This window comes from Coprococcus sp. AF19-8AC, from assembly GCF_003603115.1.
GTDB lineage: Bacteria > Bacillota > Clostridia > Lachnospirales > Lachnospiraceae > Coprococcus > Coprococcus aceti.
Genome location: NZ_QTMI01000002.1, coordinates 36650 through 63109 on the forward strand (window position 1 = coordinate 36650; position 26460 = coordinate 63109).

24 protein-coding genes are annotated in these 26460 nt (G+C 46.1%); 2 read left to right on the forward strand and 22 right to left on the reverse strand.

From position 1 onward, the window contains the following. Nucleotides 1-148: 148 nt before the first annotated feature. From DWX57_RS05015 to DWX57_RS05030, 4 genes are all read right to left on the reverse strand, one after another. On the reverse strand, nucleotides 149-742 hold the full coding sequence (locus DWX57_RS05015) for a cytidylate kinase-like family protein (protein WP_022058945.1): 594 nt from the start codon (nucleotides 740-742) through the stop codon (nucleotides 149-151). A 34-nt stretch (nucleotides 743-776) separates the two neighbouring features. Beyond that, the gene (locus tag DWX57_RS05020; RefSeq protein WP_022058946.1) at nucleotides 777-1994 is read right to left on the reverse strand and encodes an aspartate aminotransferase family protein; all 1218 of its coding nucleotides are present in this window, start codon (nucleotides 1992-1994) and stop codon (nucleotides 777-779) included. Between the two features lie 358 nt (nucleotides 1995-2352). Next, nucleotides 2353-2907 (reverse strand): XRE family transcriptional regulator, encoded by a 555-nt coding sequence (locus DWX57_RS05025; protein WP_022058947.1) that lies wholly within the window; start codon nucleotides 2905-2907, stop codon nucleotides 2353-2355. Nucleotides 2908-3095: 188 nt separating this feature from the next. Beyond that, entirely contained in the window at nucleotides 3096-4451 is a 1356-nt protein-coding gene (locus DWX57_RS05030; RefSeq protein ID WP_117549513.1) for an aspartate aminotransferase family protein, read from the reverse strand. Between the two features lie 271 nt (nucleotides 4452-4722). On the opposite strand from DWX57_RS05030, the gene DWX57_RS05035 reads away from it, so the two are divergent. Further along, nucleotides 4723-5862 carry a PucR family transcriptional regulator gene (locus tag DWX57_RS05035; protein ID WP_165852766.1) on the forward strand — a complete coding sequence of 380 codons (1140 nt, stop codon included), beginning with the start codon at nucleotides 4723-4725 and terminating at the stop codon, nucleotides 5860-5862. A gap of 19 nt (nucleotides 5863-5881) precedes the next feature. Here the strand turns inward: DWX57_RS05035 and DWX57_RS05040 are convergent, their stop codons facing one another. The 18 genes from DWX57_RS05040 to DWX57_RS05130 all read right to left on the reverse strand — a co-directional run bounded on the left by DWX57_RS05040 (nucleotide 5882) and on the right by DWX57_RS05130 (nucleotide 24784). After that, nucleotides 5882-6574, reverse strand: a complete 693-nt coding sequence (locus tag DWX57_RS05040; protein ID WP_015534210.1) for an LrgB family protein — start codon at nucleotides 6572-6574, stop codon at nucleotides 5882-5884. Then, nucleotides 6567-6935, reverse strand: coding sequence for a CidA/LrgA family protein (locus DWX57_RS05045; protein WP_118758521.1), 369 nt, complete (start codon nucleotides 6933-6935; stop codon nucleotides 6567-6569). The genes DWX57_RS05040 and DWX57_RS05045 overlap by 8 nt, the downstream gene beginning before the upstream one ends. Nucleotides 6936-7248: 313 nt before the next feature. Further along, entirely contained in the window at nucleotides 7249-7869 is a 621-nt protein-coding gene (locus tag DWX57_RS05050) for a DUF47 domain-containing protein (RefSeq protein WP_158579442.1), read from the reverse strand. A gap of 152 nt (nucleotides 7870-8021) precedes the next feature. Next, on the reverse strand, nucleotides 8022-9083 hold the full coding sequence (locus DWX57_RS05055; RefSeq protein ID WP_118649383.1) for an inorganic phosphate transporter: 1062 nt from the start codon (nucleotides 9081-9083) through the stop codon (nucleotides 8022-8024). 2 nt (nucleotides 9084-9085) lie between these two features. Next, nucleotides 9086-11752 carry a cation-translocating P-type ATPase gene (locus DWX57_RS05060; RefSeq protein ID WP_120123157.1) on the reverse strand — a complete coding sequence of 889 codons (2667 nt, stop codon included), beginning with the start codon at nucleotides 11750-11752 and terminating at the stop codon, nucleotides 9086-9088. Nucleotides 11753-12079: 327 nt separating this feature from the next. Further along, nucleotides 12080-12427 (reverse strand): P-II family nitrogen regulator, encoded by a 348-nt coding sequence (locus tag DWX57_RS05065; protein WP_004850656.1) that lies wholly within the window; start codon nucleotides 12425-12427, stop codon nucleotides 12080-12082. A gap of 139 nt (nucleotides 12428-12566) precedes the next feature. Next, nucleotides 12567-13811: an ammonium transporter gene (locus DWX57_RS05070; protein WP_118649385.1), complete on the reverse strand. Its 1245-nt coding sequence runs from the start codon at nucleotides 13809-13811 to the stop codon at nucleotides 12567-12569. Nucleotides 13812-14073: 262 nt separating this feature from the next. Then, entirely contained in the window at nucleotides 14074-14271 is a 198-nt protein-coding gene (locus DWX57_RS14375; RefSeq protein ID WP_243105000.1) for a zinc dependent phospholipase C family protein, read from the reverse strand. Between the two features lie 160 nt (nucleotides 14272-14431). Further along, nucleotides 14432-15373, reverse strand: a complete 942-nt coding sequence (locus tag DWX57_RS05080) for an EamA family transporter (protein WP_120123158.1) — start codon at nucleotides 15371-15373, stop codon at nucleotides 14432-14434. 439 nt (nucleotides 15374-15812) lie between these two features. Next, entirely contained in the window at nucleotides 15813-16514 is a 702-nt protein-coding gene (locus DWX57_RS05090) for a response regulator (RefSeq protein ID WP_015534217.1), read from the reverse strand. Next, entirely contained in the window at nucleotides 16507-18483 is a 1977-nt protein-coding gene (locus DWX57_RS05095) for an ATP-binding protein (RefSeq protein ID WP_120123159.1), read from the reverse strand. The genes DWX57_RS05090 and DWX57_RS05095 overlap by 8 nt, the downstream gene beginning before the upstream one ends. Nucleotides 18484-18546: 63 nt before the next feature. Further along, the gene (locus DWX57_RS05100) at nucleotides 18547-18801 is read right to left on the reverse strand and encodes a hypothetical protein (protein ID WP_015534219.1); all 255 of its coding nucleotides are present in this window, start codon (nucleotides 18799-18801) and stop codon (nucleotides 18547-18549) included. Nucleotides 18802-18816: 15 nt separating this feature from the next. Beyond that, nucleotides 18817-19464 carry a potassium channel family protein gene (locus tag DWX57_RS05105; protein ID WP_015534220.1) on the reverse strand — a complete coding sequence of 216 codons (648 nt, stop codon included), beginning with the start codon at nucleotides 19462-19464 and terminating at the stop codon, nucleotides 18817-18819. Between the two features lie 15 nt (nucleotides 19465-19479). Continuing rightward, nucleotides 19480-20817 carry a TrkH family potassium uptake protein gene (locus DWX57_RS05110; protein ID WP_117549526.1) on the reverse strand — a complete coding sequence of 446 codons (1338 nt, stop codon included), beginning with the start codon at nucleotides 20815-20817 and terminating at the stop codon, nucleotides 19480-19482. A 325-nt stretch (nucleotides 20818-21142) separates the two neighbouring features. Beyond that, a complete protein-coding gene (locus DWX57_RS05115; RefSeq protein ID WP_120123160.1) occupies nucleotides 21143-22894 on the reverse strand; it encodes a 1-deoxy-D-xylulose-5-phosphate synthase in 1752 nt (583 codons plus the stop codon). Between the two features lie 21 nt (nucleotides 22895-22915). Then, the gene (locus tag DWX57_RS05120; RefSeq protein WP_120123161.1) at nucleotides 22916-23320 is read right to left on the reverse strand and encodes a MerR family transcriptional regulator; all 405 of its coding nucleotides are present in this window, start codon (nucleotides 23318-23320) and stop codon (nucleotides 22916-22918) included. A 266-nt stretch (nucleotides 23321-23586) separates the two neighbouring features. Then, complete coding sequence (locus DWX57_RS05125) at nucleotides 23587-23841, reverse strand: helix-turn-helix domain-containing protein (protein ID WP_015534224.1); 255 nt, start codon at nucleotides 23839-23841, stop codon at nucleotides 23587-23589. 517 nt (nucleotides 23842-24358) lie between these two features. Further along, nucleotides 24359-24784: a DUF4186 domain-containing protein gene (locus DWX57_RS05130; RefSeq protein ID WP_117550526.1), complete on the reverse strand. Its 426-nt coding sequence runs from the start codon at nucleotides 24782-24784 to the stop codon at nucleotides 24359-24361. Nucleotides 24785-25053: 269 nt separating this feature from the next. On the opposite strand from DWX57_RS05130, the gene DWX57_RS05135 reads away from it, so the two are divergent. Further along, nucleotides 25054-26349, forward strand: a complete 1296-nt coding sequence (locus DWX57_RS05135; protein ID WP_117549534.1) for a serpin family protein — start codon at nucleotides 25054-25056, stop codon at nucleotides 26347-26349. Nucleotides 26350-26460: the final 111 nt, after the last annotated feature.

Here is a 26460-nt window from a genome sequence, read left to right on the forward strand (position 1 = left end):
CAAGCACACCATCCACAGTTTGTTAAAATGTTAAAAAAATGGCGTCAGGAATCACACTTTCCGTGTTCATCTGACGCCATTGTCATTTTCTATATTCGCGATGTAGTTGGAATTGCATATATATGTTAATTCACAATTTCTTTTATGCTTAATCCTCAAATCTCAGATCTATCATCTGAAGTATGTACTTTGCAGTTTTCTCAAGGCCAAGTACACTGGAGTCTATCATCATGTCTCGCATGCTGCAGTCTCTCATATCTCCACCTGTCATGTAGTTATATCTGGAACTGAGCATTCCATCGTTGTACTTGACAAGCTCAGCCGCCTTGTCATGATCAAGCCCCTTCTTCTCCATGACATACTGTATCCTCTTTTCTGTAGGTGCATATATGAATACATTCAGACAGTCATCTCTGTCCTTGAGTATATAATTGCTGCACCGTCCTATGATGATACAGGAAGATTTCTCTGCAAATTTATTGATAACCTCAAACTGCTTATAAATAACCCTGTTTGTAAGGTTTGCATATCGCGGTCCAAAGCTTGTATCAAATTCATACTTGACTGTCTCGCCCTGATCCGCCTTCTTGACAAGATCTCTGTCAACGCCAATCTCCTCAACGACCTTATCTATCAGATCTCTGTCGTAATACTCAACTCCCAGAGATTTCGCTACCATCTTGCCAATCTCTATTCCACCGCTGCCATATTCACATCCAACGGTCACAACAAAATGTTTCATCTACATCGCTCCTTCCAGGGGCTTCGCGTTTCCCCTATTTACTTAATTCTGCCACTGCATCTGTGATGATCTCAACAGCCTTATCACACTGCTCTTCGTTCACGATAAGTGGTGGGATCATACGGATTATATGAGCTCCGATGGCTGTGATCAGAAGCTTTCTGTCAAGACATCCATGTTTTACATCCACACCGCCGATCGTATCATCAAACTCAACACCAACCAGGAGCCCCTGATGTCTTACTTCCTTTACATGTGGGATCTTCTCAAGCTTTGCTGCGAAGTAATCTCCCATCTTCTTTGCATTTCCTGCAAGATCTCTGTCAAGCAGCTCATTTACCTCTGCAAGTGCTGCTGCACATGATACAGGATGTCCACCAAATGTTGTTCCATGTGAACCAGGTGTAAATGCCTTTGCAACCTCAGCGGTTGCACATATAGCTCCAATCGGCATTCCGCCGCCGAGAGCCTTTGCCATGGACACGATATCCGGCTTGATTCCGTAATTCATGTATGACATGATATTTCCTGTTCTGCACCAACCTGTCTGAACCTCATCTATAAGGAGAAGCATGTCATTCTCATCACAGAACTCTCTGAGTCCCTTCATGAATTCCATTGTTGCAGGATGTACACCGCCCTCGCCCTGTACAGGCTCAACCATGATCGCTATAGTGTTCTCTGTACATGCATCCTTGAATGCCTGAAGGTCGTTGTAAGGTGCATATGAGAAGCCGTATGTCATAGGACCAAATCCCACCTGGCAGCCATTTCCCGGCTGACCTGTTGCTGACATGGCGCCGAATGTTCTTCCATGGAAGCCCTGCTTTGCAGTCACGATATGGTAACGGTTTGGACCATACTTCTCAATACCATACTTACGGGCCATCTTGATCATAGCCTCATTGGCCTCTGTTCCTGAGTTCTGGAAGAATATCTTGTCCATTCCAATAGTCGTACAAACCTTCTCAGCAAGCAGTGCCTGTGGAATTGTGTAAGGATAGTTGAATGTGTGCATGATGTCACCGACCTGATCCTTGACAGCCTCAACAACCTTCTCATTGCAGTTACCTGCGCTGTTTACTGCGATTCCGGCGTAGAAATCAAGATATCCGTTGCCGTTCTCATCATATATGTACATGTCCTTTGCTGTCTCAGCGAGGAAATCGAAACGCTCATATGTCTCGATCATGTACTTGTCTACCTTGTCCTTAATGTCCTGAAATGTTAATCCTGTGTCTTTTAATTTCATAATCCTTACCTCCACTACATTTTGTAAAATCAGAAGAATCATGGTGCCGGATCGTTTTTGTCCCCAAGCATCAAAAAAGGCAAAGGAGACTGCGGATGAATGTTCGTCCAGGCTCCTTTGCCTTAAATTCTTGTTCTTTATATTTGACACACTTAAGATACCACTCAATATAATACATGTCAACACATTTTCTTAATTTTCTTAAGATTGGCTTATTATCTGACTTTATTTGTATTACCATGCACTTCAGAACATTATTTTATTGAACATTTTGTGCATTATATTGGACAGATGATAATCTTTTACAACCACATTGTATGTACATTATTTTACACTTAATACCGCTCATATTTCCATGTTAGTGATAGTCCAGGAATACACATATACAGCTCACCTTTTCATTCCCATCGTTGCTGTACACATGAACCTTATCAGTCTCAAACCTGTATATCTGGTTCTTGCCGACCTTCTGTTTTGTATCACCTGCCTCAACAGTCAGAACACCCTCTGTAACCGACAGGTATTCTCTTGTCTTCTCACCATGGGAGCCGCTGACATATGTGCCTCCCGGCTCAATGTCTATACGATATATCTCCACCTCATGGCTGTCCTCATACGGAAAACACGTCCACACTTTATACTGTCCCTTTGCCTCCTTGATTGGAACAAGCTCCTCTGGATTCACAAGACAGGCCTCCATGGGCGGCGGATCAATAAGTTCATGAAACTCAACTCTGAGGCCGCTGGCTATCTTGCCCATGACACCCAGAGACGGATTAGCAGTGCCCTTCTCAATCTGCGCCAGCATGCTCTTGCTGACACCCGTCTGCTCAGACAGCACATCCAGGCTCATACCTTTGGAGGTCCTCATTCTATTCAGATTCACAGCAACATTATGTGATAAATAATCCATCGTACCCCTCCCGCTCAACATTATCACAAGGCATTTCCCGCTTTCGCGGGTCCTCCTTGTGATATATTACTGAGCGGGCGCATTCCTATGCACTCCGTGCGGCGCCCGCATTATCTCAAGGCATCTCCCGCTATCGCGGGTCCTCCTTGTGATATATTATGTCGTGTATCTTCTAATTTTTCAAGCGTCTACTTAGACGCCGCCTCCACTGCTGCCTCGAAGATATCCAGGCCGGCGGCAAGCTGCTCATCTGTGATGACAAGCGGTGCAAGGAATCTTATGACATTATTGTAAGTTCCTGCGCCCTCAACCAGCAAGCCACGTTTCCAGCACTCGGTGATGACCGCAGAGGTAAGCTCAGGAGCAGGCTCCTTGGTCTTCTTATCCTTGACAAACTCTATTCCTACCATTCCACCGAGTCCTCTGACATCGCCAACGCACTCATACTTCTCCTTGAGCTCATTGTATCTTGCCACAACCTTCTCACCAATCTCACATGAACGTCCTGCAAGATCATCTCTCTCCATGATCTCGATAGTCTTGAGGGCTGCTGCACAGGCAAGCGGATTTCCACAGTATGTACCGCCTATTGTTCCAGGAGCGACAGCCTCCATGATCTCTGATCTTGCGATGATGGCTGACAGCGGAACACCTGCTGCTATAGACTTGGCTGTTGCTATGATATCAGGCTGTACGCCTGCCTCCTGCCAATATACACTGGCAAATATTCTTCCTGTTCTGCAGAAGCCGCTCTGTACCTCATCCGCAATAAGAAGGATTCCATGGTCATCACAGAGCTTTCTGACAGCCTTTACCCACTCGATAGGTGCAGGTATGAAACCACCCTCGCCCTGAAGAGGCTCAACAACAACTGCCGCAATGGTATCTGCCGCTGCGCACTGTTCAAATACATCTGTGAGCGAATTCATATAGTAATCAAGAGCTGCCTCCTGTGGCATTCCCTCAGGATTCCTGTAGTAATATGGGAACTGTGCCCTGAACACTCCATTTGCAAGCTCACCCATCCCCTTTGCATAAGCCTTCTTGGATGTCATGGCCATTGTGTAATGTGTTCTGCCGTGGAAAGCTCCCGAAAATACGATGATATTTGGTCTCTTTGTAAAGCTCTTTGCAACCTTTACAGCATTCTCATCAGCTTCAGCACCACTGTTTGCGAAGAACACCTTCTTCTCGTCGCCCTTTACTGGTGCAATGGACGCAAGCTTCTCAGCGAGTGCCACATATCCCTCATGGGTTACCACATTGAACATGCCGTGGAAATATTTGTCAGCCTGTGTCTTGACAGCCTCAACGACCTCCGGCTGTGAGAATCCGATATTCAGGACTCCGACACCACCTATCCAGTCTAGGAACTTGTTGCCATCCACATCCTGTATCATGGCACCCTCACCCTTGTCTATAACAACCGGATACGCACACCTAATGGCAGATGGCACTGCCTTCTCTCTTCTCTTTATTACCTCCGCTGCCTTTGGTCCCGGCAGTGTCTCTGTGATTATCTCTGGTAAATCTGTTCTAAGCATAATTTTGTCCTCCTTTATTTTTTCAACCAGCAGCCTGTGCACCAGGGTCAGGCTTCCTTTCTGAAACACCGGCTGTCTTTTTTACTCTGCATATAGAATCGCACAACCGTAGGTGTTATGCCATATTCCCCAGGCACAAAATATTAGAACGCATTTGTGCTCATAGCACATTTTCCACCATTGACACAGGTCTGATATGCAGTAATAATAATATATAATGTGCTTTTCGCAAGACTATATATGTGCGCGTAATACAGGAGGGAACACTGACATGGCCATTTTTCTGAGAGATTTGTACTATGATACCAAACGAAAATACAACCTTAACCTGATATCCGGTGGAAAGGGAATGGAGAACATCGTAAGCTGGGTATACATATCAGAGGATATATCCACATCCACATTCTTGAACGGAGGGGAACTCATCATCACAACCGGCGTGACCTCCGGTGAACGCGAGGACTGGCTCAGGGCATTTATCAAAGAGCTCATAAAGAGGGGAACCTGCGGACTCATTCTGAATACCGGCAGATATATATTTGAGGAGGACATAACCGATGAGATCGTCAGACTGTGCCACCGCTATTCATTTCCTCTTTTTACCATGCCATGGGATACAAGGATATTCGATATCACCCACGACTACTACAACAGGATATTTGAAGACTCCAGGGATGATGGCAACATGACCGCAGCATTCCAGAATATCCTCATGGGGAATTCCCTGACCGACGAGCAGACTGACACAATAAAAGGCTCCGGATTCAACAATGGCTGCTACAACGTTCTGTCCATCGATACAGAAGCAACAGATGAGTTCATGTATATCCTGCAGAAGGTCTGCAACAATACAGATCTTGTCTTCCATGCATTTGTATATGATGGCAATCCGACAGTTATCCTGAGATGCCCTTTCTCCGGATCCATCGCAGACAAATGCAGTGACATCGCAGAGGCTCTGGTTGCAAGGTTCCCGGACCGCAGCATACATATGGGTTCCGGAAGCCCGGTTCTGTCCCTGACAGAACTCCCCTTGAGTTACCGCCGTGCAGTTTCTGCAAGGGAATTTACCGCAGACAACATATATTGTGATTACAACAGTCTCGGATTCCTGCGTATTCTTCTGGAAGTTAATGATGCCCAGCTCATACACTCATTTATCGCAGAGCAGCTCGGTGGTGTCATAGAGTACGACAAAAACCATCACTCAGCTCTGACGGACACTCTGTACGAATATCTTAAGTGCAGCGGCAGTGTTCAGCACATCTCTGAGAAAATGTTCTGCCACAGGAATACGATAAATTACAGGCTCCGGATAATAAAAGAAGAGCTGGAATATGATCTCTCCAATGCGGAGGTCAGATTCCAGCTCATGGCTGCATATAAGCTCAGAGAGATACGAAAAGTATAACTCTCTCCAATTATATCCATTACATAAAATGTGCATACACAGATGCAAGTATAACCGTAAGTATTCCCGTAACTGCAATCGACAGACTGCTCATGGCTCCCTCAACCTCGCCGATCTCCATAGCCTTGGCAGTTCCGATGGCATGGGCTGATGATCCCAGGGCAAGTCCCTTTGATATAGGTTCTTTAATACGGAATATCTTGAACACGATCTCTCCGATTATATTGCCGATCACTCCGGTCACAACTATGACTGCAACCGTGATGGTCACATATCCGCCAAGCTCTTCCGAGACACCCATTCCGATAGCTGTGGTTATGGACTTCGGAAGAAGTGTCACATAATCTTTATGGGAAAGTCCCATGACCTTGCACAACACAAGGACTGTAGTCAGACTCGTTATAACTCCGGCAACTATACCGCCGAGCACAGCCTTATAATTGTGCTTTAAAAGCTCCCACTGCTCATAGAGTGGGATTGCAAGACACACTGTAGCCGGTGTGAGGAACCAACTCAGATACTTTGCGCCTTCATTGTACACATCGTAATCCACATCAGCCACAACCAGCACCACTATAGTCACTATGATGGACACCAGCAGTGGGTTAAGTATAGCTATCTTAAGTTTCTTTTTAAGTACACTTCCAAACATATATGCCAGAAGGCTTATAGTCACCCCTGCAAATATGGACGATTCAAACATATCACTCATTTTCAGTCTCCTTCTTCCTGTCTCTCCTTATTATAAGCTGTGATACCCAGCCTGAAGCAAGCATGACCGTTATGACGACAACCACCGTTATGACGCTGACTGGCACAAGCACAGGCTTAAGCGTTCCCCACGACGACATAAGGCCCACACCAGCTGGTATGAACATGACCGGCATGATCTCTATAAGAAACTTGCCCACACTCTTCACATCTTCCAGCTTGAGGATCTTGGTCTGTAGGCAGATAAACATGATAACCATACCATATATACTCGCCGGAATCGGTAGTGGAACTATGTACTTAAGTATCTCACCGATAAAGGATATGGCGAGGATTATAAGAAACTGCTTCAAATATTTCATCTTTTTTGTCTTCCTTCTATATATTTATCATACACATATGGAGCAACGATTCACAACCTTGGTATACATGCCTGTATACAACCTCCACATATCGAGCCTTTTTCATAAAAAAGGAGGTTCGATACACAGATATAGTTACTCTGTATATTCAAACCACCCTTTAACCCTTTGATTATTATATTCTCACTTTGATTTTATTCAATAGAATATTCTGCATTTTTTTAATTTTGATAAATATAACAATTTTTTTAATTCAATCTGAAAATATTTCGTAAATATTTCTATTGACTATTATTTTTGCAGGAATCTCATCCTATGAATTTTTCATGATCACTGTGTTCACAATATCCGCTGCGTGCTCGCACACATCCATACAGTTCTCTATGCAGGCATATATGTTTTTCCACACGACCACAGTCCTAAGGTCACTCTCACCGTACAGTCTGTGCATATTCTCCACATACAATCTGTCTCCCTGCTCCTCAAGATCATTTACCCTGATTATGCTCTGCTCAATGGTCTTTGAACTCTTGAATCTCTTCAATTCTCCGATCACATCCTGCAGTGCCTTGATGCACTCGAGGAGCAGTTCTACCATCTGGGGTACATCCTCTCTGATAGTATCCACATTGCACATATAAATCTGCAGGAACACATCCTCAACAGCATCGGTAATATCATCCAGATAGTTAGACAGGGCAACCAGATCCTCCCGTTCAATCGGTGTTATGAACGCCTGACTGAGCACAGTCATCATCTTATGTTTCTTGCCATCGGCCTTCTGCTCAAGCTCATGCATACGATCAAGGTCTTCCTTGATGGTGTCCACCGAAAAATCCACGACTACATTCTTCAGAAACTCCGCGGCCTGATACGAGATCTCCACACATGTATTCAGATTCTTAAAATAAAACTCGTCCTTTTTCTTCTTCACAATATTCTCTCCTTATAATCAAAACTCTATATTCGTAGGTGATTGAAAAACTCATAAGCTGTAATAGTGTAAGTGATTTTTGCATTACCAAATCAGGGGAATACGCAGCCGCCGGTCCTTAGGTGGCGCCTGCATTTTCAACCACCTACAACCTACCCCAGCCACACGATCAGCAGCTTTGCCATGCCATATCCTATGACACCACAGCCCGGGAATGTGAGCACCCAGGCAAGCACCATATCGCGCACCACCTTGAGGTTGATCGCAGATGCCCTCTTCTCAGCACCCACGCCCATGATGGCTGTCGTCTTCACATGGGTGGTGCTGACCGGGATTCCACATACCGTCGAGAGCAGGATACAGAGTGCTGCCGACAGATCAGCCGCAAATCCCTGGTATTTCTCAAGCTTTACCATATCCATTCCAACAGACTTGATGATCTTCTTTCCTCCAATTGATGTTCCAAGTCCCATGACAACCGAACAAAGTATCATCATCCATATTGGTATCGTTACATTTTCTGCACTGCTCTGTCCATTTACGAGAAACAGCCCAAGCAGGAGAACTCCCAGGAACTTCTGGCCATCCTGGGCTCCGTGCATGAATGCCACCGCCGCCGAGCCGGCCACCTGTGCTTTTGAGAAGAAAGCATTTGTCTTTCTTCTGTCAAAGCGGTAACAGATAACCGTGAGCAGCTTGCACACCACAAATCCGACTGCGAATCCGAGAACAGTCGACAGCACAAGACCATATATTACTTTTATCCACTCTGAAGGATTTACACCGTCCAGTCCTCCCTGAAGTGCTATGGCTGCCCCCGTAAGTCCGGCAATCAGTGCATGGCTCTCACTTGTCGGTATGCCAAATGCCCATGCACCGATTGCCCATATTACGATCGCCGTCATTGCCGCACATAGAGCGATCATCGCTGAGTCTGTGTCACCGCCGAAATTCACCATGTTCTTGATAGTCATGGCTACCTTTGAATTGACAAGCGACATGATAAGAACCCCAAGGAAATTGCAGGCAGCCGCCATAATTATCGCCTTATCCACATCTATGCATCTGGTAGACACACACGTCGCTATGGCATTTGGTGCATCCGTCCATCCATTTACCAGAATTACTCCAAGTGTCAGCAGAACGGCGATCAAAAGCGCCGGATGGCTCACAACCTGCTCTGCAAAATATGAAAATGTAATATTCTCCAGCATGTCTATCTCCTCTTGTCCTGTATGGCCTTAATGATCTGTATTATCGCAGTTGGTGCAAATGCAAGTCCCGCTATCTTCAGCACATCCGCCGCTCCAAGACTTACCACGCTGAACAGACTGTGAAGTCCCGGTATGAACAGGACCGCAGCCAGAAATGCCACTCCGGCTAAAAATGCATATACGCTGTATTTATTTGATCTAAATCCAAGCTTAAACATCGACTCCTCACTTCTGCAGTTAAAACCGTGGAACAGTCTGGCGAGTGTCAGTGTTGCAAATGCCATGGTAGTGGCTTTTGCCGGACTCACCGGCAGGCCAAGATGGAATGCTGTCATGGTCGCTATAGCGATGAGAAGGCCCTCCGAGAGCATCTTTGCCATAAAGTCAGATGTCAGTATTCCCTTCTTAGGATCCCTCGGTTTTTCTGAGAGCAGCGATGGATCAGCCGGCTCCATTCCTATCGCGAGCGCAGGAAGAGAATCTGTGAGCAGGTTGATGAACAACAGATGTACAGGTGCAAACGGAATAGGCAGGGCCGCTATCGAAGTATAAAGCACCGCCAGTATTCCAGCTGTGTTTCCTGACAGCAGGAACAGTATCGCATTCTTTATGTTCCTGTATACATTTCGTCCATTTGACACCGCCTTGATGATGGTTGCAAAGTTGTCATCTGAGAGTATCATAGCCGCCGCATCCTTGGACACCTCCGTGCCGGTTATTCCCATGGCAACACCTATGTCTGCCTTCTTGAGTGCAGGGGCATCATTGACACCATCGCCTGTCATGGCTACTATATTGCCGTTCTTCTGCCATGCATCGACTATCCTTATCTTATTCTCCGGTGACACCCTGGCATATACAGATATCTTTGTTATGTCACGTGCAAGCTCCTCATCAGACAGAGCGTCAAGCTCCTCTCCCGTGAGTGCCATGTCCCCATCTTCGTATATTCCGATCTGCTTCGCTATGGCAACCGCTGTGATCTTGTGGTCTCCGGTTATCATGACCGGCTTTATGCCCGCACGCCTTGCATCGGCAACCGCTGCCATAGACTCCGGGCGTGGCGGATCCACCATGGACACAAGTCCAAGGAATGTAAATCCATACTCAGTATCAACTCCCAGTACCTCATCACTTTCCTTATATGCAAATGACAGTACACGGAGGCCATTCTCTGAGAATGCCTTGTTCTGAGCCTTGATCTTCGCTTTTTCTTCATCTGTCATAGGCTTTACGCCATCGCTGTATCTCACGCTCACGCATCTGTCAAGCAGCACATCCACAGCACCCTTGGTGAGTATGGTCGGAACCCCATGAAGCAGATACTTTGTACTCATAAGCTTTCTGTCCGAGTCGAACGGAACCTCCTCCATTCTGTCCATGCAGTCCCTGAGTACATCCTCCTTCAGACTCCATTTTACAGTCTCCGCAGGAACAGAGATACCTGTACCATCCGTCTCCATGCCTGGCATCATGTGGACCTGACGGAACATCTCAAGCAATGCATATTCCGTCGGATCTCCTATTCCTTTTCCATCCACTATGCTGGAATCATTGGTGAGAACCGCATCATATAGCAGATATCTGTGGAGCTGGTTATGGGAATCAAGCTCCTCCGGCTTGTAAAGTTTTCCATCCAGATATATCTCCTGCACGGTCATCTTGTTCTGTGTAAGTGTTCCGGTCTTGTCTGAGCAGATGACTGACACGCATCCAAGGCTTTCAACCGCCTTGAGGTTCTTGATGATCGCATTCTCCTTCGCCATCTTCTGGGTGCCAAATGCCTGCACGATGGTAACTATCGAACCAAGAGCCTCAGGTATAGCTGCAACTGCAAGGGCGACTGCGAACATCATGGAATCAAGCACCGCCATCTTCCTGTATATACAGAGGACAAATACCAGCGCGCACACGATCATGATGAATGCCGCAAGCCTTGCACTGAACTTGTCAAGGCTCTCCTGAAGCGGAGTCTTTCTCTCCTTTGCCGCATTCATAAGTCCTGCGATCTTACCGAGCTCCGTATCCATTCCTGTTCCGGTCACAAGCACCTCTGCTCGTCCGTATGTAACAAGACTTCCTGAATACACCATATTTGTCCTGTCTGCAAGAGGCACGGAACCTTCTATTATTGCATCATTCTTTTCCACATTTGTAGATTCTCCGGTGAGTGAACTCTCATTTACCTGGAGTGAGAAGTTCCTGAGTATCCTTCCATCGGCAACTATCATATCGCCCGCCTCGAGCAGCACGATATCACCCGGAACTATCTCGCGGGACGGAAGCTCCTGCTTCACACCATCTCTCATAACTTTTGCATTTGGGGATGAAAGCTGTTTCAAACTGTCAAGCGAACGCTCAGCTTTCACATGCTGCACCGTTCCAAGCACAGCATTCATGACGAGTACCGCCAAGATTACTATGGTACTCTCGATATTGTCAGAAAACATAGAAATGACCGCTGCTATGATCAGTATGATCACCAGCAGGTCACAAAACTGGCTGAGGAACACCTGTAATGTGCTCTTTCTCTTGCCTTCCTGGAGAACATTTTCTCCCTTTTCACTGCGGATCTCCTCTGCCCGCTCCGTCGACAGTCCGCGGCTGTCTGTCTTGAATTCTTTTAGTAATTCATCACCGGAACAGTTCCAAAAATTTTTCTCTGTCATACACACCAGACTCCTTTTCTTCTTAATCTCTGTAAACAGGTTGTGTGTGTCATGCAAAGAAAAAGGAACGAGACCTTCATTGCATGATAAACACACAATAAAAGTCTCGTTCCTTTCAAGTTCTATATACACTACTATATATACTCCGAAAGCGTGCGTCCCGGTTCCCTGCACAGGTATGTCCCAGCCAGAAAACGTGATGACGAGATCGCACAACATCTTATAACCGATGTGAACTACTCCCTGATATTTTCGACATAATAACACGGGAACCCTTTGATTGTCAAAGGATTCCCGGCTAGTATTTGGTAAAGAATTTATAAACTTTTAATTCAGCGCATCATATCCGCTCTCCTTTGTACGGATCTTAGTTGCAGTACGGATCTCATAGCTGAATATCTTGCCATCTCCAACCTCACCTGTATATGCCGCCTTCTGGATAGCCTCGATGGTCTTCTTCTCCCATTCCTCAGATGACACAACTATCTCAAACTTGATCTTCGGCTGCATCACCACATCTACCTCAGTACCACGGACAAGCTTCTTATATCCTCTCTGTGCTCCGCATCCCATAACCTGAGACACTGTAATTCCATTTACATCTATGGCATTCAACGCTTCCTTGACGTCCTCAAAGACCTCCTCGCGCACGATAGCCTCAACCTTTATCATCATATCAGATCTCTCCTTCCTTATTCTAAAATCTATCTATACCAATAAACATGCAATTCGAACCTCATAACATATACCTAGTTGAGATTGTTTAGCTAAACAATCTCAACTATCAATACATATCAAGTTCGACATTGCTGTCCTACGAATCAAGTCCATTGAATGTTGGATATGCACTCTCACCGTGCTCTGAGATATCCAGACCTACCTTCTCTTCTCTGTCTGTTACACGGAGTGGTGTGAAGAGTCTCACGATCCCAAGACAGATAAGTGTTCCGACTATGGCTACCGCGATCGTTACAACGATACCTAAAAGCTGCACCAGGAACAGATGTACATCGCCAAATACCAGACCATCCCAACGAGCTACACTGTTGATCGAGCTCTTTGCAAATAAACCTGTTGCGATACCTCCCCAGATACCTCCGATACCATGACATCCAAATGCATCAAGTGCATCGTCTATCTTCAGCTTACCCTTCAGGAATGAGATTGTAAAGCAGCAGATCGGGCTGACAAGTGCACCGATGATGAATGATGACCAGATCGGTACGAATCCTGCACCAGGTGTTATAGCCACAAGACCAACTACAAGACCTGTTGATGCACCGACCAGAGTAGGCTTTCCGTCCTTTATAACATCTATTATCATCCATGAGAGCATTGCGCTGGCACTGGCAATCGCTGTTGTCATAAATGCATGTGCTGCAAGGCCATTTGCACCGAGGGCACTTCCGGCATTGAAACCGAACCATCCAAACCAAAGAATGAATGCACCGAGTGCGACAAATGGAATGTTGTGAACTCTGTATGCTGTGTTCTCGTATCCCTTTCTTCTTCCAAGGATGATAGAGAATACAAGGGCGCTCACACCTGAGCTTATATGCACTACATTTCCTCCCGCGAAATCAACTGATCCGATCTCTCCGAGGAAACCACCCTGGCCCCATACCATGTGAGCCATTGGGTAATAAACGATGATCGACCAGAGCATGATGAAGAAGAACAACGCCTTGAACTTCACACGTCCGACCAGTGAGCCGGTGATAAGCGCCGGTGTGATCATGGCGAACATCATCTGAAATGCAACGTATACAAGGTGAGGTATATTGTCCGCATAAGGACCAGCCTCATCCATCTTTATCCCGTTAAGTGCAAACCACTTGAGATCTCCTATAACACCTCCGTGGTTCGTGCCAAATGAGAGCGAGTAACCGAACAGCACCCACATGACAACTGAAAGTCCCATGATGGCTGTACATGCCATGATGGTATTTACAACATTTTTCCTCCTGACGAGGCCTCCGTAGAAGAATGCAAGTCCGGGTGTCATGAAGAACACCAGAGCCGCACAGATCATAATAAAACCAGTATCTCCCGTATTCATAGTTTCTTCCTCCTTAACCTTTATTCACCCGAAGGATGCGATATCTCATTCTCCCGGTACTACATACGCGAAAAGGCGCCAAACGAATCTTTTCGATTCATTTGACGCCTTTGTCGTGATTTATAATAGCAGACTTCAGAAAATAATGCAAGAGGTAATTTAAAATTGTTTTTCTCAAGCTGTTTTGTTGTTTTTATGAAGTTTCTTAACCAAGTCTTTGTTGTCGGCTCAATTTCGATATGCTGGACTTTTTTACGGCGTGCTATCCTACGCCACCCCTGTAGACTCCATTCCAATCTTGCCAGCTGCTGCCATACTTGCATTTGCCGTAACCGGCATCCATATTAATATCCGGCTCTATGCTGCCAAATATGAACGCCGCCTTCTGCAGCTTAGATGCGCCGGCATCCATGTGATCCATAATATATCTGCTCAGATTCATGTGGTCTGCTGTTCTCATATTTAACGCCTCCTGCCTGTTCTGCCATCAAGCACAGCTTGATAAGCTTCTCATGTACAAATGTATCCTCTATATCTTTTTCGTTGTATATAGTGTAAACGATAGATATAAAATCCACAGGAAGAAACTATAAATACTTTCTAAATAGACCGTAAAATATTCAGAAATTCATGGCAATTAAGAGAGTTCCAGCAGTGATGCATACCACGCCAACAGCCGCTTTCTTGGTCAGCTTTTCGTGGAACACGATTCCTGAAAATGCAATGGTGATGAGCATGCTCAGCTTGTCTATCGGTACTACCACGCTTGCCGGTCCGTCCTGAAGTGCCCTGTAATAACACAGCCAGGATGCTCCCGTGGCTATTCCGGAGAGCGCAATAAACAGCAGCTCCTTCTTCTCTATGCCCTTTATCTCATGCTGTTTTCCTGACACAAACACCATAAGCCAAGCCATGACAAGAACCACCGTTGTCCTGATCGCCGTGCCCAGATTTGAGTTGATATCCGATATCCCTACCTTGCCGAGTATCGCTGTCAAACTGGCAAAGACAGCTGAGAGCACCGCGTACAGCAGCCAGCTGCCATGAAAAAGTCCCATTCCCCGCTGTTTCTGTGCCACACTGCCACCGTCTGTTGACATATATTCGACATCTTTCCCTGACATCTCCTGATCATCTGCAGTTTTCTTTTTGGTGATCATAAGCATGGTGCCCACACCTATCATAACTATTGAGATACCCTTAACCCAGGTGATCCCCTCATGTAGGAATATGAGGGCAAGCAGAATCGTGAGCACGGTGCTTGATTTGTCTATGGGAACGACCTTGTTGATATCCCCTTTCTGCAGCGCCCTGAAATAACACAGCCAGGATGCTCCAGTTGCAAGGCCGGAGAGGATCAGAAAGAGAAGTGTCTTACCGCTGATATGTGTGTCTGCAGTCCAGGCTCCTGTGACAAGAACCATCAGCCAAGCAAACAGCAGAACCACAACTGTCCTTATAGCCGTCGCCACATCAGAATCCGTCTTTCTTATACCGCATTTTGCAAGTATCGCCGTGATCCCCGCAAATGACGAAGAACCCACTGCAAATAATATCCACATTTTACGCGCCTCCCATTTATATGTGACCGTAAGCCATACTTACATTTATCATTTTGTATCATCTTTACTATAGGGTAACACTATTTTGGCTCCAAATCCATCCTTGCGGCAACCCCGCTCAAAGCCGCATAAAAGGCAGGCTCACATAAGGACACTTTCAAAAAGTGACCGATTGAGAGCAGCACAACGCCACAGAGATTTAAAACTCTGTGGCGTTGTGCTTTTTTATAGCTAACAGGAAAATGATTAGAAAAAATTTTGATCTTTGATTAAGGTTTCGGACGGCAAATTGGCACAGGCTGTGTTTTATGCTCCCCAAAGCAAAGCCAAGCACCATACCGCAGGCGATAATGAGTCCATACCAAGCGATATTCAGCCCTTCAATTCCGAAAAGATTTTCTATTGCATATCAGTTCAAATCCTTGTTTCCTCGCTTTTCTCAGTCTACCCGCAGCATACGGTAACCGACGCCGATATGCGTCTGAATATATTGCGGACTGTCCTTTTGTGACTCCAGCTTTTTGCGCAGGGTCGCCATAAACACCCGCAGAGAAGCAATATCTTTTTCCCAGCTGCTGCCCCAAATCTGCTGCGTGATATAGGTGTGCGTCAGCACCTTTCCGACATTATGAGAGAGCAGACACAAAAGCTTGTATTCAATCGGGGTCAGGTGCAATTCCTCCCCATTTAGATAAGCGCAGCCGGCAGCATAATCAATTTTAAGCTTGCCGTTTTGGAAAACGGGTGAGTCGGCGTCGCCGCTTGCCTGAAGCAGCAGCAGCCGTCTTTGCGTGACCCGAAGGCGTGCCAAAAGCTCCTCTATGGAAAAGGGCTTTGTCAGATAGTCGTCCGCCCCGGCATCCAGCGCCGTGATTTTGTCTTTATCCTCGCTGCGCGCACTGATCACAATAATGGGCATATTTGACCATGAGCGGATGCTTTCGATCACCTGTGTGCCGTCGATATCCGGCAGCCCCAGATCCAGCAGAACGATATCCGGGTTATGGGAGGTCGCTTCTATAATAGCGCTGTGTCCGTTCTCCGCGGTCAGGTAGCGGTAATCGTGCGCCTTTAATGTTGTTACGATCAGATTGCGGACGGGACGGTCGTCCTCCACAACGAGAACAAGGGGTTTATTCATTCAGAGTCACCTCGCTGAGCGGTAAAGTAAAGGTAAATATGCAGCCGTGCGGTACGTTATCCGTAAGCGTCAGCGTTCCGCCGTGCAGCTCTACGATAGATTTACACAGGGTAAGCCCGATCCCGAAGCTTCTGCGGCTGTCTGCGACGGTATTTTTTCCGGTGTAAAACATCTCAAAAATATGCGGCTTCATATCGTCTGCAATTCCGTTTCCGTTATCGGTAACTCGGATCACGGCATCCCCACCCTGTTTTTCGGCACTTACGCAGATCTCGGAGCCTTGTTCGGTATATTTCAAAGCATTATCAATAAGGTTGACAATGACCTGCACGATAAGCTGTGCGTCCATACGGGCAAGGATCAAATCGTCGCACCTTACCGTCACCTTGTGTCCGACGGATTTTTTCTTCAAGTGCGAAACGGCTTCGTTGACCACTTCGTCTACAAGCTGGTCGGTAAGCTCCAGCTTCAGGCGTCCGTCATTCAGCCGTGTAACATACAGCAGATTTTCCACCACGCCGATCAGCCATTCGGAATCGTCATAAATATCTTTATAGATCTGCTGCTTGGTTGCTTCGTCCAGGCAGTTTCCGTTATGCAAAAGCGTGTCCGCATTACCCGAAACGGAGCAAAGCGGCGTGCGCAGATCGTGTGAGATCGACCGCAAAAGGTCGGCGCGCAGCTGCTCGCTTTTTGCAAGATCTGCCGCCCGTTCCTTTTCGGCGGCGTTGTGAGCATTATCCATTGCCAGCGCACATTCGTTCACAACCGACAGTACGATGCTGCTCTCAAATGAATCGGGCCTTTCGGGTTTCATCGGTATCCCGATTACACCGTATACTCTGCCGCCTGCACGGATCGCAAGATAAAGACATTCGGATTTTCCAAACTGTGCTGTCGCTGCTCCTGCACGGCAATCGTTTTGAAGCACCCATTCTGCGGTCTGCCGCTCTGCATCGCTTAGCAGCTTTTCAGCGTGTGTATCCTTTTTTTCGGCATACAGCCGCCCGGACAACATTCCGTTTTCGCCTTTCGTATAGGCAACAATACTGCGGTCAAGCAGCCGCGAGAGCTGCATACAGGTCACGCTTAAAACATCATCGTTGCTTTTTGCTTTTTGCAACAGACGGTCAGTGTCGAACAGCACCTGCACACGGAACGCGGAGCGAGCCGAGAGCCTTGCATGATCTTTCAGCTTCGAAGCAAGTGTGCCGGTGAGAACGGAAGACGCCAGCATGACTGCAAAGGTAACGGGATAGCCTACGGCATAGGTCTGAAAGGACAACCTGGGTTCGGTAAGGAAAAATCCGAACAATACAACACTTAGAAGTGAGCCTGCCATACTGCAAAGGTATCCTTTGGTCAAAACGGAGATCATCAGCACACCTAGGATGTATACCGTAACGATATTGGTATCGGGAAAGTCGAGATGGTCGAACAGAAACCCGATCGCCGTACATACGGCAAGCGCCAAGACGGTCACGGCAATATCCCGCAGCGACGGTATCTCTGCACCTAAGAACAGACGGCGTCTGTGCGGCTTTGTGTAGTTCAGTGCATCGGGAATAATATGAATGTCAACATCGGGGGCGGAGGAGATCAGCTTTTCAGTAAGAGTCGGTCTTCCGAACAGCCATCTGCGTCTGGCACTGCTTTGCCCGATCACAATTTTTGTGACATCGGAAAGCCTGACATATTCCGAGATCTGCAGCGGTACATCCTCGCCGTGCGTCATAACGATCTCGGCGCCGAGCCTTTGCGCGAGCTGTATGTTCTGCGAAAGTCGGGACTGATCCTCATCATTTATGACCGTATCCGTCTGCACATAGATGGCGGTAAATCTTGCATGAAGGGTCTTAGCCATCTTTGCGGCGGTGTGTATGATCCTTGCATTGGACGGAGAAGAGGATAGGCAGACAAGGATATGCTCGTCTGTATCGAATTTTGACTGTTCGTTTTGTACTTTCATCGGTTTCACCGCCATTTTTATTTTATTATTATACAGTAAAACTGTAAAAAAATCTACCGCAGTCTAAAAATCATTCTTCTGCCCATCGGAAAGAATAATATCGACATTTCCGTGCGTTTCACGAAAACGGCGGATCTCACATAATATTTCACTTTCGGACAGCCCCTGCGGCAGCAGAATTTCGGAAGGCTCACGGGATTCGTTTTCCTTTAACAATGCTTTTCTGTTTTCTTCAAGAAATCGATCCAGCCTGCTCATAAGATAAAATCCGAAAGCAAATATGCCAAGCAGGCTGACGATCAGCAATAGTTCAGCCATCCTCACTCACCTCTGTTAAATGCGAAAACACTTTTGCAGTTCTTTGTAAGCACCGAGAACCAAAAGAGTGGTCTTGTTCGTAAGAACGGTTTCCGGTGAAACTGCCATATTTATCTTTCCGTTCTCCTTGGTCGCCATGATATTGATGCTGTATTTTCTGCGGATATCCAGCTCTCCGACGGTTTTTCCGATCCACCCCTCCGGAACCTCTACCTCAAAAATGGCATGAGCCTCATCGACCTCGATGTAATCCCGTATGTGATCGGCGGTGTACCGAATAGCAGCCCAATTTGCTACCTGTTTTTCTGGGTAAACGACCTCGTCCGCTCCGTTACGCAGAAGAAATTTCTCCTGCACATCACGCTCGGCACGGGATACAACTAATTTTGCGCCGAGTTCTTTCAGCAAAGAAGTGGTTTCCAGCGAATTTTGAAAATTTCCTCCTATGGTGACTATGCACACATCAAAGTTTCCGATTCCGAGCGACTTTAAAAATTCCGTGTTTGTGCTGTCACCTATCTGTGCGTTAGTAACGATCGGCAGAATTTTATTGACCCTTTCTTCGTTGCTGTCTACCGCCATCACCTCATGCCCGAGCTTATTCAGCTGCAAAGCGATATGCCTACCGAATCTGCCGAGACCTATCAACAATATGTTTTTCATAATATAGTAACTCCTTTATCCGACTGTGATATTTTCGAGCGGCAGCTTTGCACCGCTCTGATTTTTATTGGAGATCGCCGCATAAATCAGGGTAAGTCCGCCGACTCTGCCGAGATACATCAAGACGATCAAAATAAGCTGAGAAAGAACACCGAGCTGCGGTGTGATCCCAAGGGTAAGCCCGACCGTTCCGACAGCGGACGCCGTTTCGTAAAGGCAGGTGCTAAGCGGCAGACCTTCTGCCGTGCTGATAACAATGCCGCCGACAAAAAACAGCAGGAAATACATTACGGCAACGGCTGCGGCGTTTTTCACTGCCGAACCGTCAATGCGCCTGCCGCAGACTTCGACATCGTCCTTTTTGCAACAGACGGAGAATGCACTCAGAATCAGAACGGCAAGCGTGGTCGTTTTCATACCGCCTGCCGTGGAGCCGGGCGATCCGCCGACGAGCATCAGCAGAATCATAATTGCCTTGGAGGAACCGGTCATAGCGGGAAGATCGGCGGTATTGAAACCGGCGGTTCTCGGTGTGACAGACTGAAAAAGCGACGCAAGAATCCTTTCGGCGAGCGGCAGTCCCGTAAAATCGCAGAAGAAAAAGAATACTGCGGGAGCGATAATGAGGATTGCCGTTGTTACCAATATGACCTTGCTCTGCATCCGGTATTTTTTGAAATGCCACTTGTTTGTGCAAATATCGTCCCAGGTCAAAAATCCAATACCGCCCACAATAATTAAAAGCATAATTGCAATGTTTATTGTAGGCTCTCCGATGTATCCCGTAAGAGACGGGTATTTGTTTTCTGCGGTGCCGAGTATGTCAAAGCCGGCGTTGCAAAAGGCGGAAATCGAATGAAATGCCGCCATCCAAATTCCCTTGATACCGAAGTTTCCGCAAAATGTCGGCAGCATGACGATCATTCCGATAAGCTCGATCAAAAAAGTTCCCCGTACAATAAAGCGGGTCAGGCGGACGATCCCGCCGACCTTCGGGGCAGAGATGGCGTCCTGCATGGTACTGCGCTGCATCAGCGATATTTTTCTGCCAGACAGCATGGCGAAAAATGCCGCAACTGTCACAACACCGAGCCCGCCTATCTGGATCATCAGCAGTATTACCGTCTGCCCGAAAGCGGACCAATAACTGCCCGTATCCTGCACGACCAGCCCCGTAACGCAAACGGCCGAGGTCGATGTGAACAGCGCCTCGTGAAACGGCGTAACAACTCCGGCAGTCGATGAAAACGGCAGCATCAATATCAGTGCTCCGATCAGAATAACCCCGGCAAAGCCCAAAACGATCAGCTTAAAGGATGACAGTCGCTTTTTTCTATGTGTAATTTCAGACATATATACTTCTCCTGTTTTTGTTTGTTTATAAAGAGTATATTATGAAATATAAAAAAACGGTGTAATGATCCGGTGTGCTGTATTAAGATTGCATTAAGATGCTCATTCTTTGAAAAAACAGTGCAGAGTATAGCAAACGCCGAAGGTGCTATATCCATTCTGACAGAACTTGGCATCATATCATGATCAGACATTCAAATAAAATATCCCCATATAAATTCAGAAATAAATAATTTCAGAATTATATGGGGCATTTTATGTCTGTTCTATATTTCTACTAATAAATTATTCACATAAACATATCTATCATAGATAATCATACTCTTTACAAAAGGCCCTTAACGTCCTCTACGATCATCTCTGCATCAAGACGATTATCCTTAAGAACCTCTTCGACATCGTACCTGTCAAGGAATTCCTTCTTGAGACCATAATTCAGCACCTTCATATCTGAATCACCGTAGAATCTTGCAATCTTCTCACCGAATCCGCCGTCCAGTATACCATCTTCAATAGTGATGACAACTGAGTGTTCTGCCTTGAGGTTTTCAAGAAGTTCCTCATCGAGACCTGTGATATAGTAAGGATTGATGACAGTGGCATCTATTCCAAACTCACTCTTCATCTCGTCTGCTGCAGCGTTTGCCAGACTGTAGAAGGTTCCAAGGCCGAGTAGGGCAACCTTGCTTCCCTTCTGTGTCACCTCATATTTATTCAGATCTCCAAAGTTCTTCGTCACAGGGCTTCCACTTACCATTGCACCGCCTGGGAGCTTGATGGCCACAGGATGCTCATTCTGCTCTATGCTCCAGTCAAGCATAACAATATACTCTTCCTTTGTTGTCGGAGCAAGATATACAAGATTCGGGATATTTGAAAGCATAGGGATATCCTGAAATCCCAGATGTGTCACATCATTCATTCCATATACAGATCCTGCAAATGTCACTATAGTGGCTGCATTGTTGTTGATACAGAGATCCTGGGATATCTGGTCAAATGTTCTCTGCACAAATGAGCTGTACACACCGAACACTGGTTTTCCGCCGCCTGCTGCAATTCCCGACGCAAGTGCCACCGCTGTCTCCTCTGCGATTCCCACGTCGACAAACTGCTTTCCGGCCTCACGTCTCTTATCCTCTGTAAATCCTATAACCGTCGGTGTTCCCGCTGTGATGGCAACGACCTTTGGATCCTTCTTCATCTTGTCAAGCAGGTAATCACAGGACACGCTTGAGTAGTCCTCCTCGTCACCTTCAAATAATGATCTTCCTGCCTCTATGTCAAATGGTCCGCTGTAGTGCCACTGCTCCTTGTGCTCCTCAGCTGGGGCATAACCCTTTCCCTTGAGGGTTCTGATGTGGACCACAACAGGCTTCTTTGAATCTTTTACCTTCTGGAATGTGTCTATGAGGGCTGCCACATCATTGCCTTCATGCACGTAATAATAATCAAGTCCCATGGCGCGGAACAGATTGCACTCTGCTGTTCCATTAGTGTCTCTGAGTAATTTGAGATTTGTATAGAGTCCTCCGTGGTTCTCGGCTATGGACATATCGTTGTCATTTACAACTATGATAAGGTTGCCATCCAGTTCTTTAGCGTAGTCCAAGCCTTCAAGGGCCTCTCCTCCTGACAGGGAGCCATCGCCTATCACCGCTATCACATTGCCCTCTGCCCCCTGGAGATCCCTTGCCTTTGCAAGGCCTGCAGCCAGACTGATGGATGTTGAAGTATGTCCAACCGTGAAGAAGTCGTGCTCGCTCTCATGCGGGTTGCTGTAACCAGTCACATCATCATAGTTCTCCTCATAGAGGTATGCATCCTTTCTTCCAGTAAGCATCTTGTGCGGATAGCTCTGGTGTGACACGTCATACACAATCTTATCCTTTGGTGATTCAAATACATAGTGAAGTGCTATGGCTGCCTCAACCATACCAAAGTTTGGTCCAAAATGTCCGCCGTGTTTGCTAGCTCTGATGAGAAGTGCATGTCTCATCTCGTCTGCAAGTGTTCCCATCTCGTCTACTGTCAGTTTCTTTACATCCTGTGGTCCGTTGATATTTTCAATATACATTTTTTCTTTATCCTCCTGTTTTTACATAGTGCATTCGCCATCGGTAATTTTCCTGTCCCATACAAGCTTGCCGGTCTTCACGGCCTCCTCATATTTGGATATCTTGTAATGTAATCTATCCATGGTGGCTTCGATCTGTTTTCTCTGCTCCTCAAGCTTCTCATACTGCTCCTCAAGGAGATCCAGCCTCGCGCCAAATGTAGCATCTCCCATCTGGAAGAGTTTTACATATTCAATAAGCGCCTCTATCGGAACACCAGCATTTCTCATGCATACAGTGTGTTCAACCCAATCGACATCTTTTTCCTGATAATCCCTGTTGCCACTAGCATTTCTAGCGACAGGAGGGATAAGCCCGACTCTCTCGTAATACCTGAGCGTATCAGCGGTGATATCAAACTTTTCACTTACTTCTTTGATAGTCATATTGCCACCTCTTTCCTAATTTCAAGAAAACCTTTCTATTTATAGCTATATGCACTCACACAATACCTATATGTTACATTGAATATATCACTTGGAGCTCACTCCAAGTCAACCCCCAATTTTCTCCCCCCTGGGGACGGAGGTACCTGCCCCATACAGTGTCCCCCTGGGGACGGAGGTGCCTAACCCCATACAGGATATAAAAGAGGCGGGCAACGTAGTTACCGCTGTCCGCCTTTATATACATGAATATGTAAATTTTTATGCTACGCACTGATTCCAACTGTCGAGCAGATGTTTACTGCAATGATATCATCCACTGTTACACCAAAGATGGCGGCCAGAATGATCAGGTTGTCTACGGTTGGCATAGCCATACCCTTCTGCCACTTGTATATCGCATTTGGAGTGGCAAATCCAAATATATCCTGCAGATCCTTTACAGAAAAACCTGCATTCTGTCTAAGCTTCACAATATTTCTGCCTGTTCCTGTCATGTCAATTGTTGGTACATTACACATAATACTTCCCTCCCAAAATTCTCATCTCATCTGCATTGCTACAATTGTGACAGATTTCTTCTTCACAAAGACGAGTTCAAAAACACGCAAAAAACGCCCATCCACATGAATACTTCTATAATACTCACATGGATGGACGCTTTTTCGTACATCATGATTCCAATCTATAAATGCTGATAGATCTGGCTGATCTCAGTCTATCGAAACCTATCTGATCTGTTATGTATTTGCCAAGATCATTCAGGTCAGCATATTTGTATGATCATGTTCCGTACGCTCTCGCCCTGTACCATATGAGTATATATGTTCACGCAGCTTATCATCTGTATGCAAAATATTCCCTGCCACATCACTATTAAACTCTCGTGTTGTGTATTTAGCGAAAACTATACTTAACATGATTCTTTCCTTTCCTGACTACCCTTCCGGGTTCCTTTTCCTAAGTCATTTTTTATTGGTGTGTCCTGATTTTCTTCTTTTATTTGACCACCTAAACTGTACTCTACCACAAATATAATTATTTGTCATTACACCGCTGGTATAAAATTATTTTATCCCCGGACCGACCTTTATCCCCGGCTGCTTCAAGCTCCCTCACTATCCAGGTCATGATAACATCCACCAGATACTCCTGCTGTCTTGGGCCAAGCTCCACTCCCGGAGCAAATGTATGCCACTTACGTATGCATTCCCGGCAGCATGCAGCCGTGGCATGCTGTGCCACAAACACAGGATGTCCCCGCATGGGAGTCTGCTTTCCGTCATTTGGTATGAACGCCGGAGCTTCCCTCTGTGCTATGAAATCCCGCGCATGCTGTCTTATGGTATCCAGCCCCTTTTCATTTATATAGTCGATATCTTTCTGTGTCAAATGAAATCCACTGCGAAATTTCGACCTTCCCAGGCGCTCAAAAAGCCGGGCGTACCATTCTTCCTTTGTCAACCCTATCATCTCCATTTATAAGTGCCATCGTATTTCCTCCGTATGAAAACTGATTATAGAAGCTGATTAAGCCTCTGTGTCTAATATATATCTAATCCGTACATTTTCCAAGTTCATTGTTCACTGCCTCACGAATCTTATAAAAAAAATTTTTTAAAGACCATAAAAAAACTCTTGATACTCGTATATATATTGAGAGTTAATGATATACCAGTTACAATAAATCATCGGGACGATACGATGGGCTTTACAATAAGGAGGTTTCAACTATGAAAAAACGAATGACAGCTTTACTACTCAGCGCCTGTATGTGTGCAGGTCTTGCCGGCTGCGGCACAAATACACCGGGGAATAATCCCGGTCACACCAAAACTGATTCGTCGGTCACTTCCCTCACTGACAACATCACTGTGACTTCGGTCAAAACGGATATAACATCATTTGACCAGCTAAAGAACGGAATCAATGAATTCTCTATGAATATGTATTCTGCACTTCCAGCTGACAAGAACATATTTTACTCACCTTACAGCATTGCAAGTGCACTGTCCATGCTGGATGTAGGTGCCGGCGGTACAACAAAAAATGAGCTAGAAAACGCTCTCGGCATAACAGACCTTGATGAGTGGAACGATGAGATGAAGGCATATCTGTCAAAAGACTGGTCTCAGAATACATTTGTCAACACAGCAAATTCAGTATGGATGAACAAGGGAACGACTTGGGCGGCCAATATAAATTCCGACTTTCTTACACCTGCCAAGGATTATTACTCCGGTGAAATCTACGAGGCCGACTTCGATGGTCAGGCAGACAAGGTTGTTCAAAATGTCAACAACTGGGTGAGTGACAACACCAACAAGATGATCCCTGAAATCTTAAAGGAGATTCCTGGCGGAACAGTGATGATGCTCATAAACGCAGTTTATTTCGAAGGAAAATGGTACACTCCTTTTACCGAGGATAAAACTTTTCAGAGCAGCTTCTACGGAACCGACAAAGAAAGCGTTGTTGATATGATGCATCTCTACGGTGAGCACTTCGCATACATGGACAACGGCGAGATCAAGGGAATCACACTTCCATACGACGGCGACAATGTTGTCATGAAGGTGTTCATGCCAACCGCCGATGACGGAGACATAAATGAACTCTTTGACAAACTAAGCAACGAAGAAAAACAGAAACTCATCGACTCTCTGGATGATGCCAGCAACGTAGAGATCGATACCCTCCAGCTCCCAAAATTCACAGATGAGCAGAGTATCGACGGTCTTGACGACATTCTGAAAAACATGGGAATCCAGTCGGCATATTCGGAGAGTGCTGACTTCTCCAAGATCGCCGATGGCATAGCCGTTTCATCAGTCAACCACAAAGCAAAGGTGATCGTGGACGAGAACGGAACCAAGGCTGCAGCAGAGACAGACATCATGATCAAGGAAACAGCAATGATGCCAAGTGAGGAAACATATAACTTTATTGTGGACAAGCCATTTGTGTATGTGATTGAAGATCAGAGCACAGGAATGATCCTGTTCATGGGCAGGGTGAATTCGCTGTAATTTTTGATTATCGACACATACCAGGACTTGCTTCAGCAGCTTTTACTCGCAAAGGAATGGAACATTTTCACTTTTCTTTGCGAATATCAAAAAAGCACACAAGATCTCAAA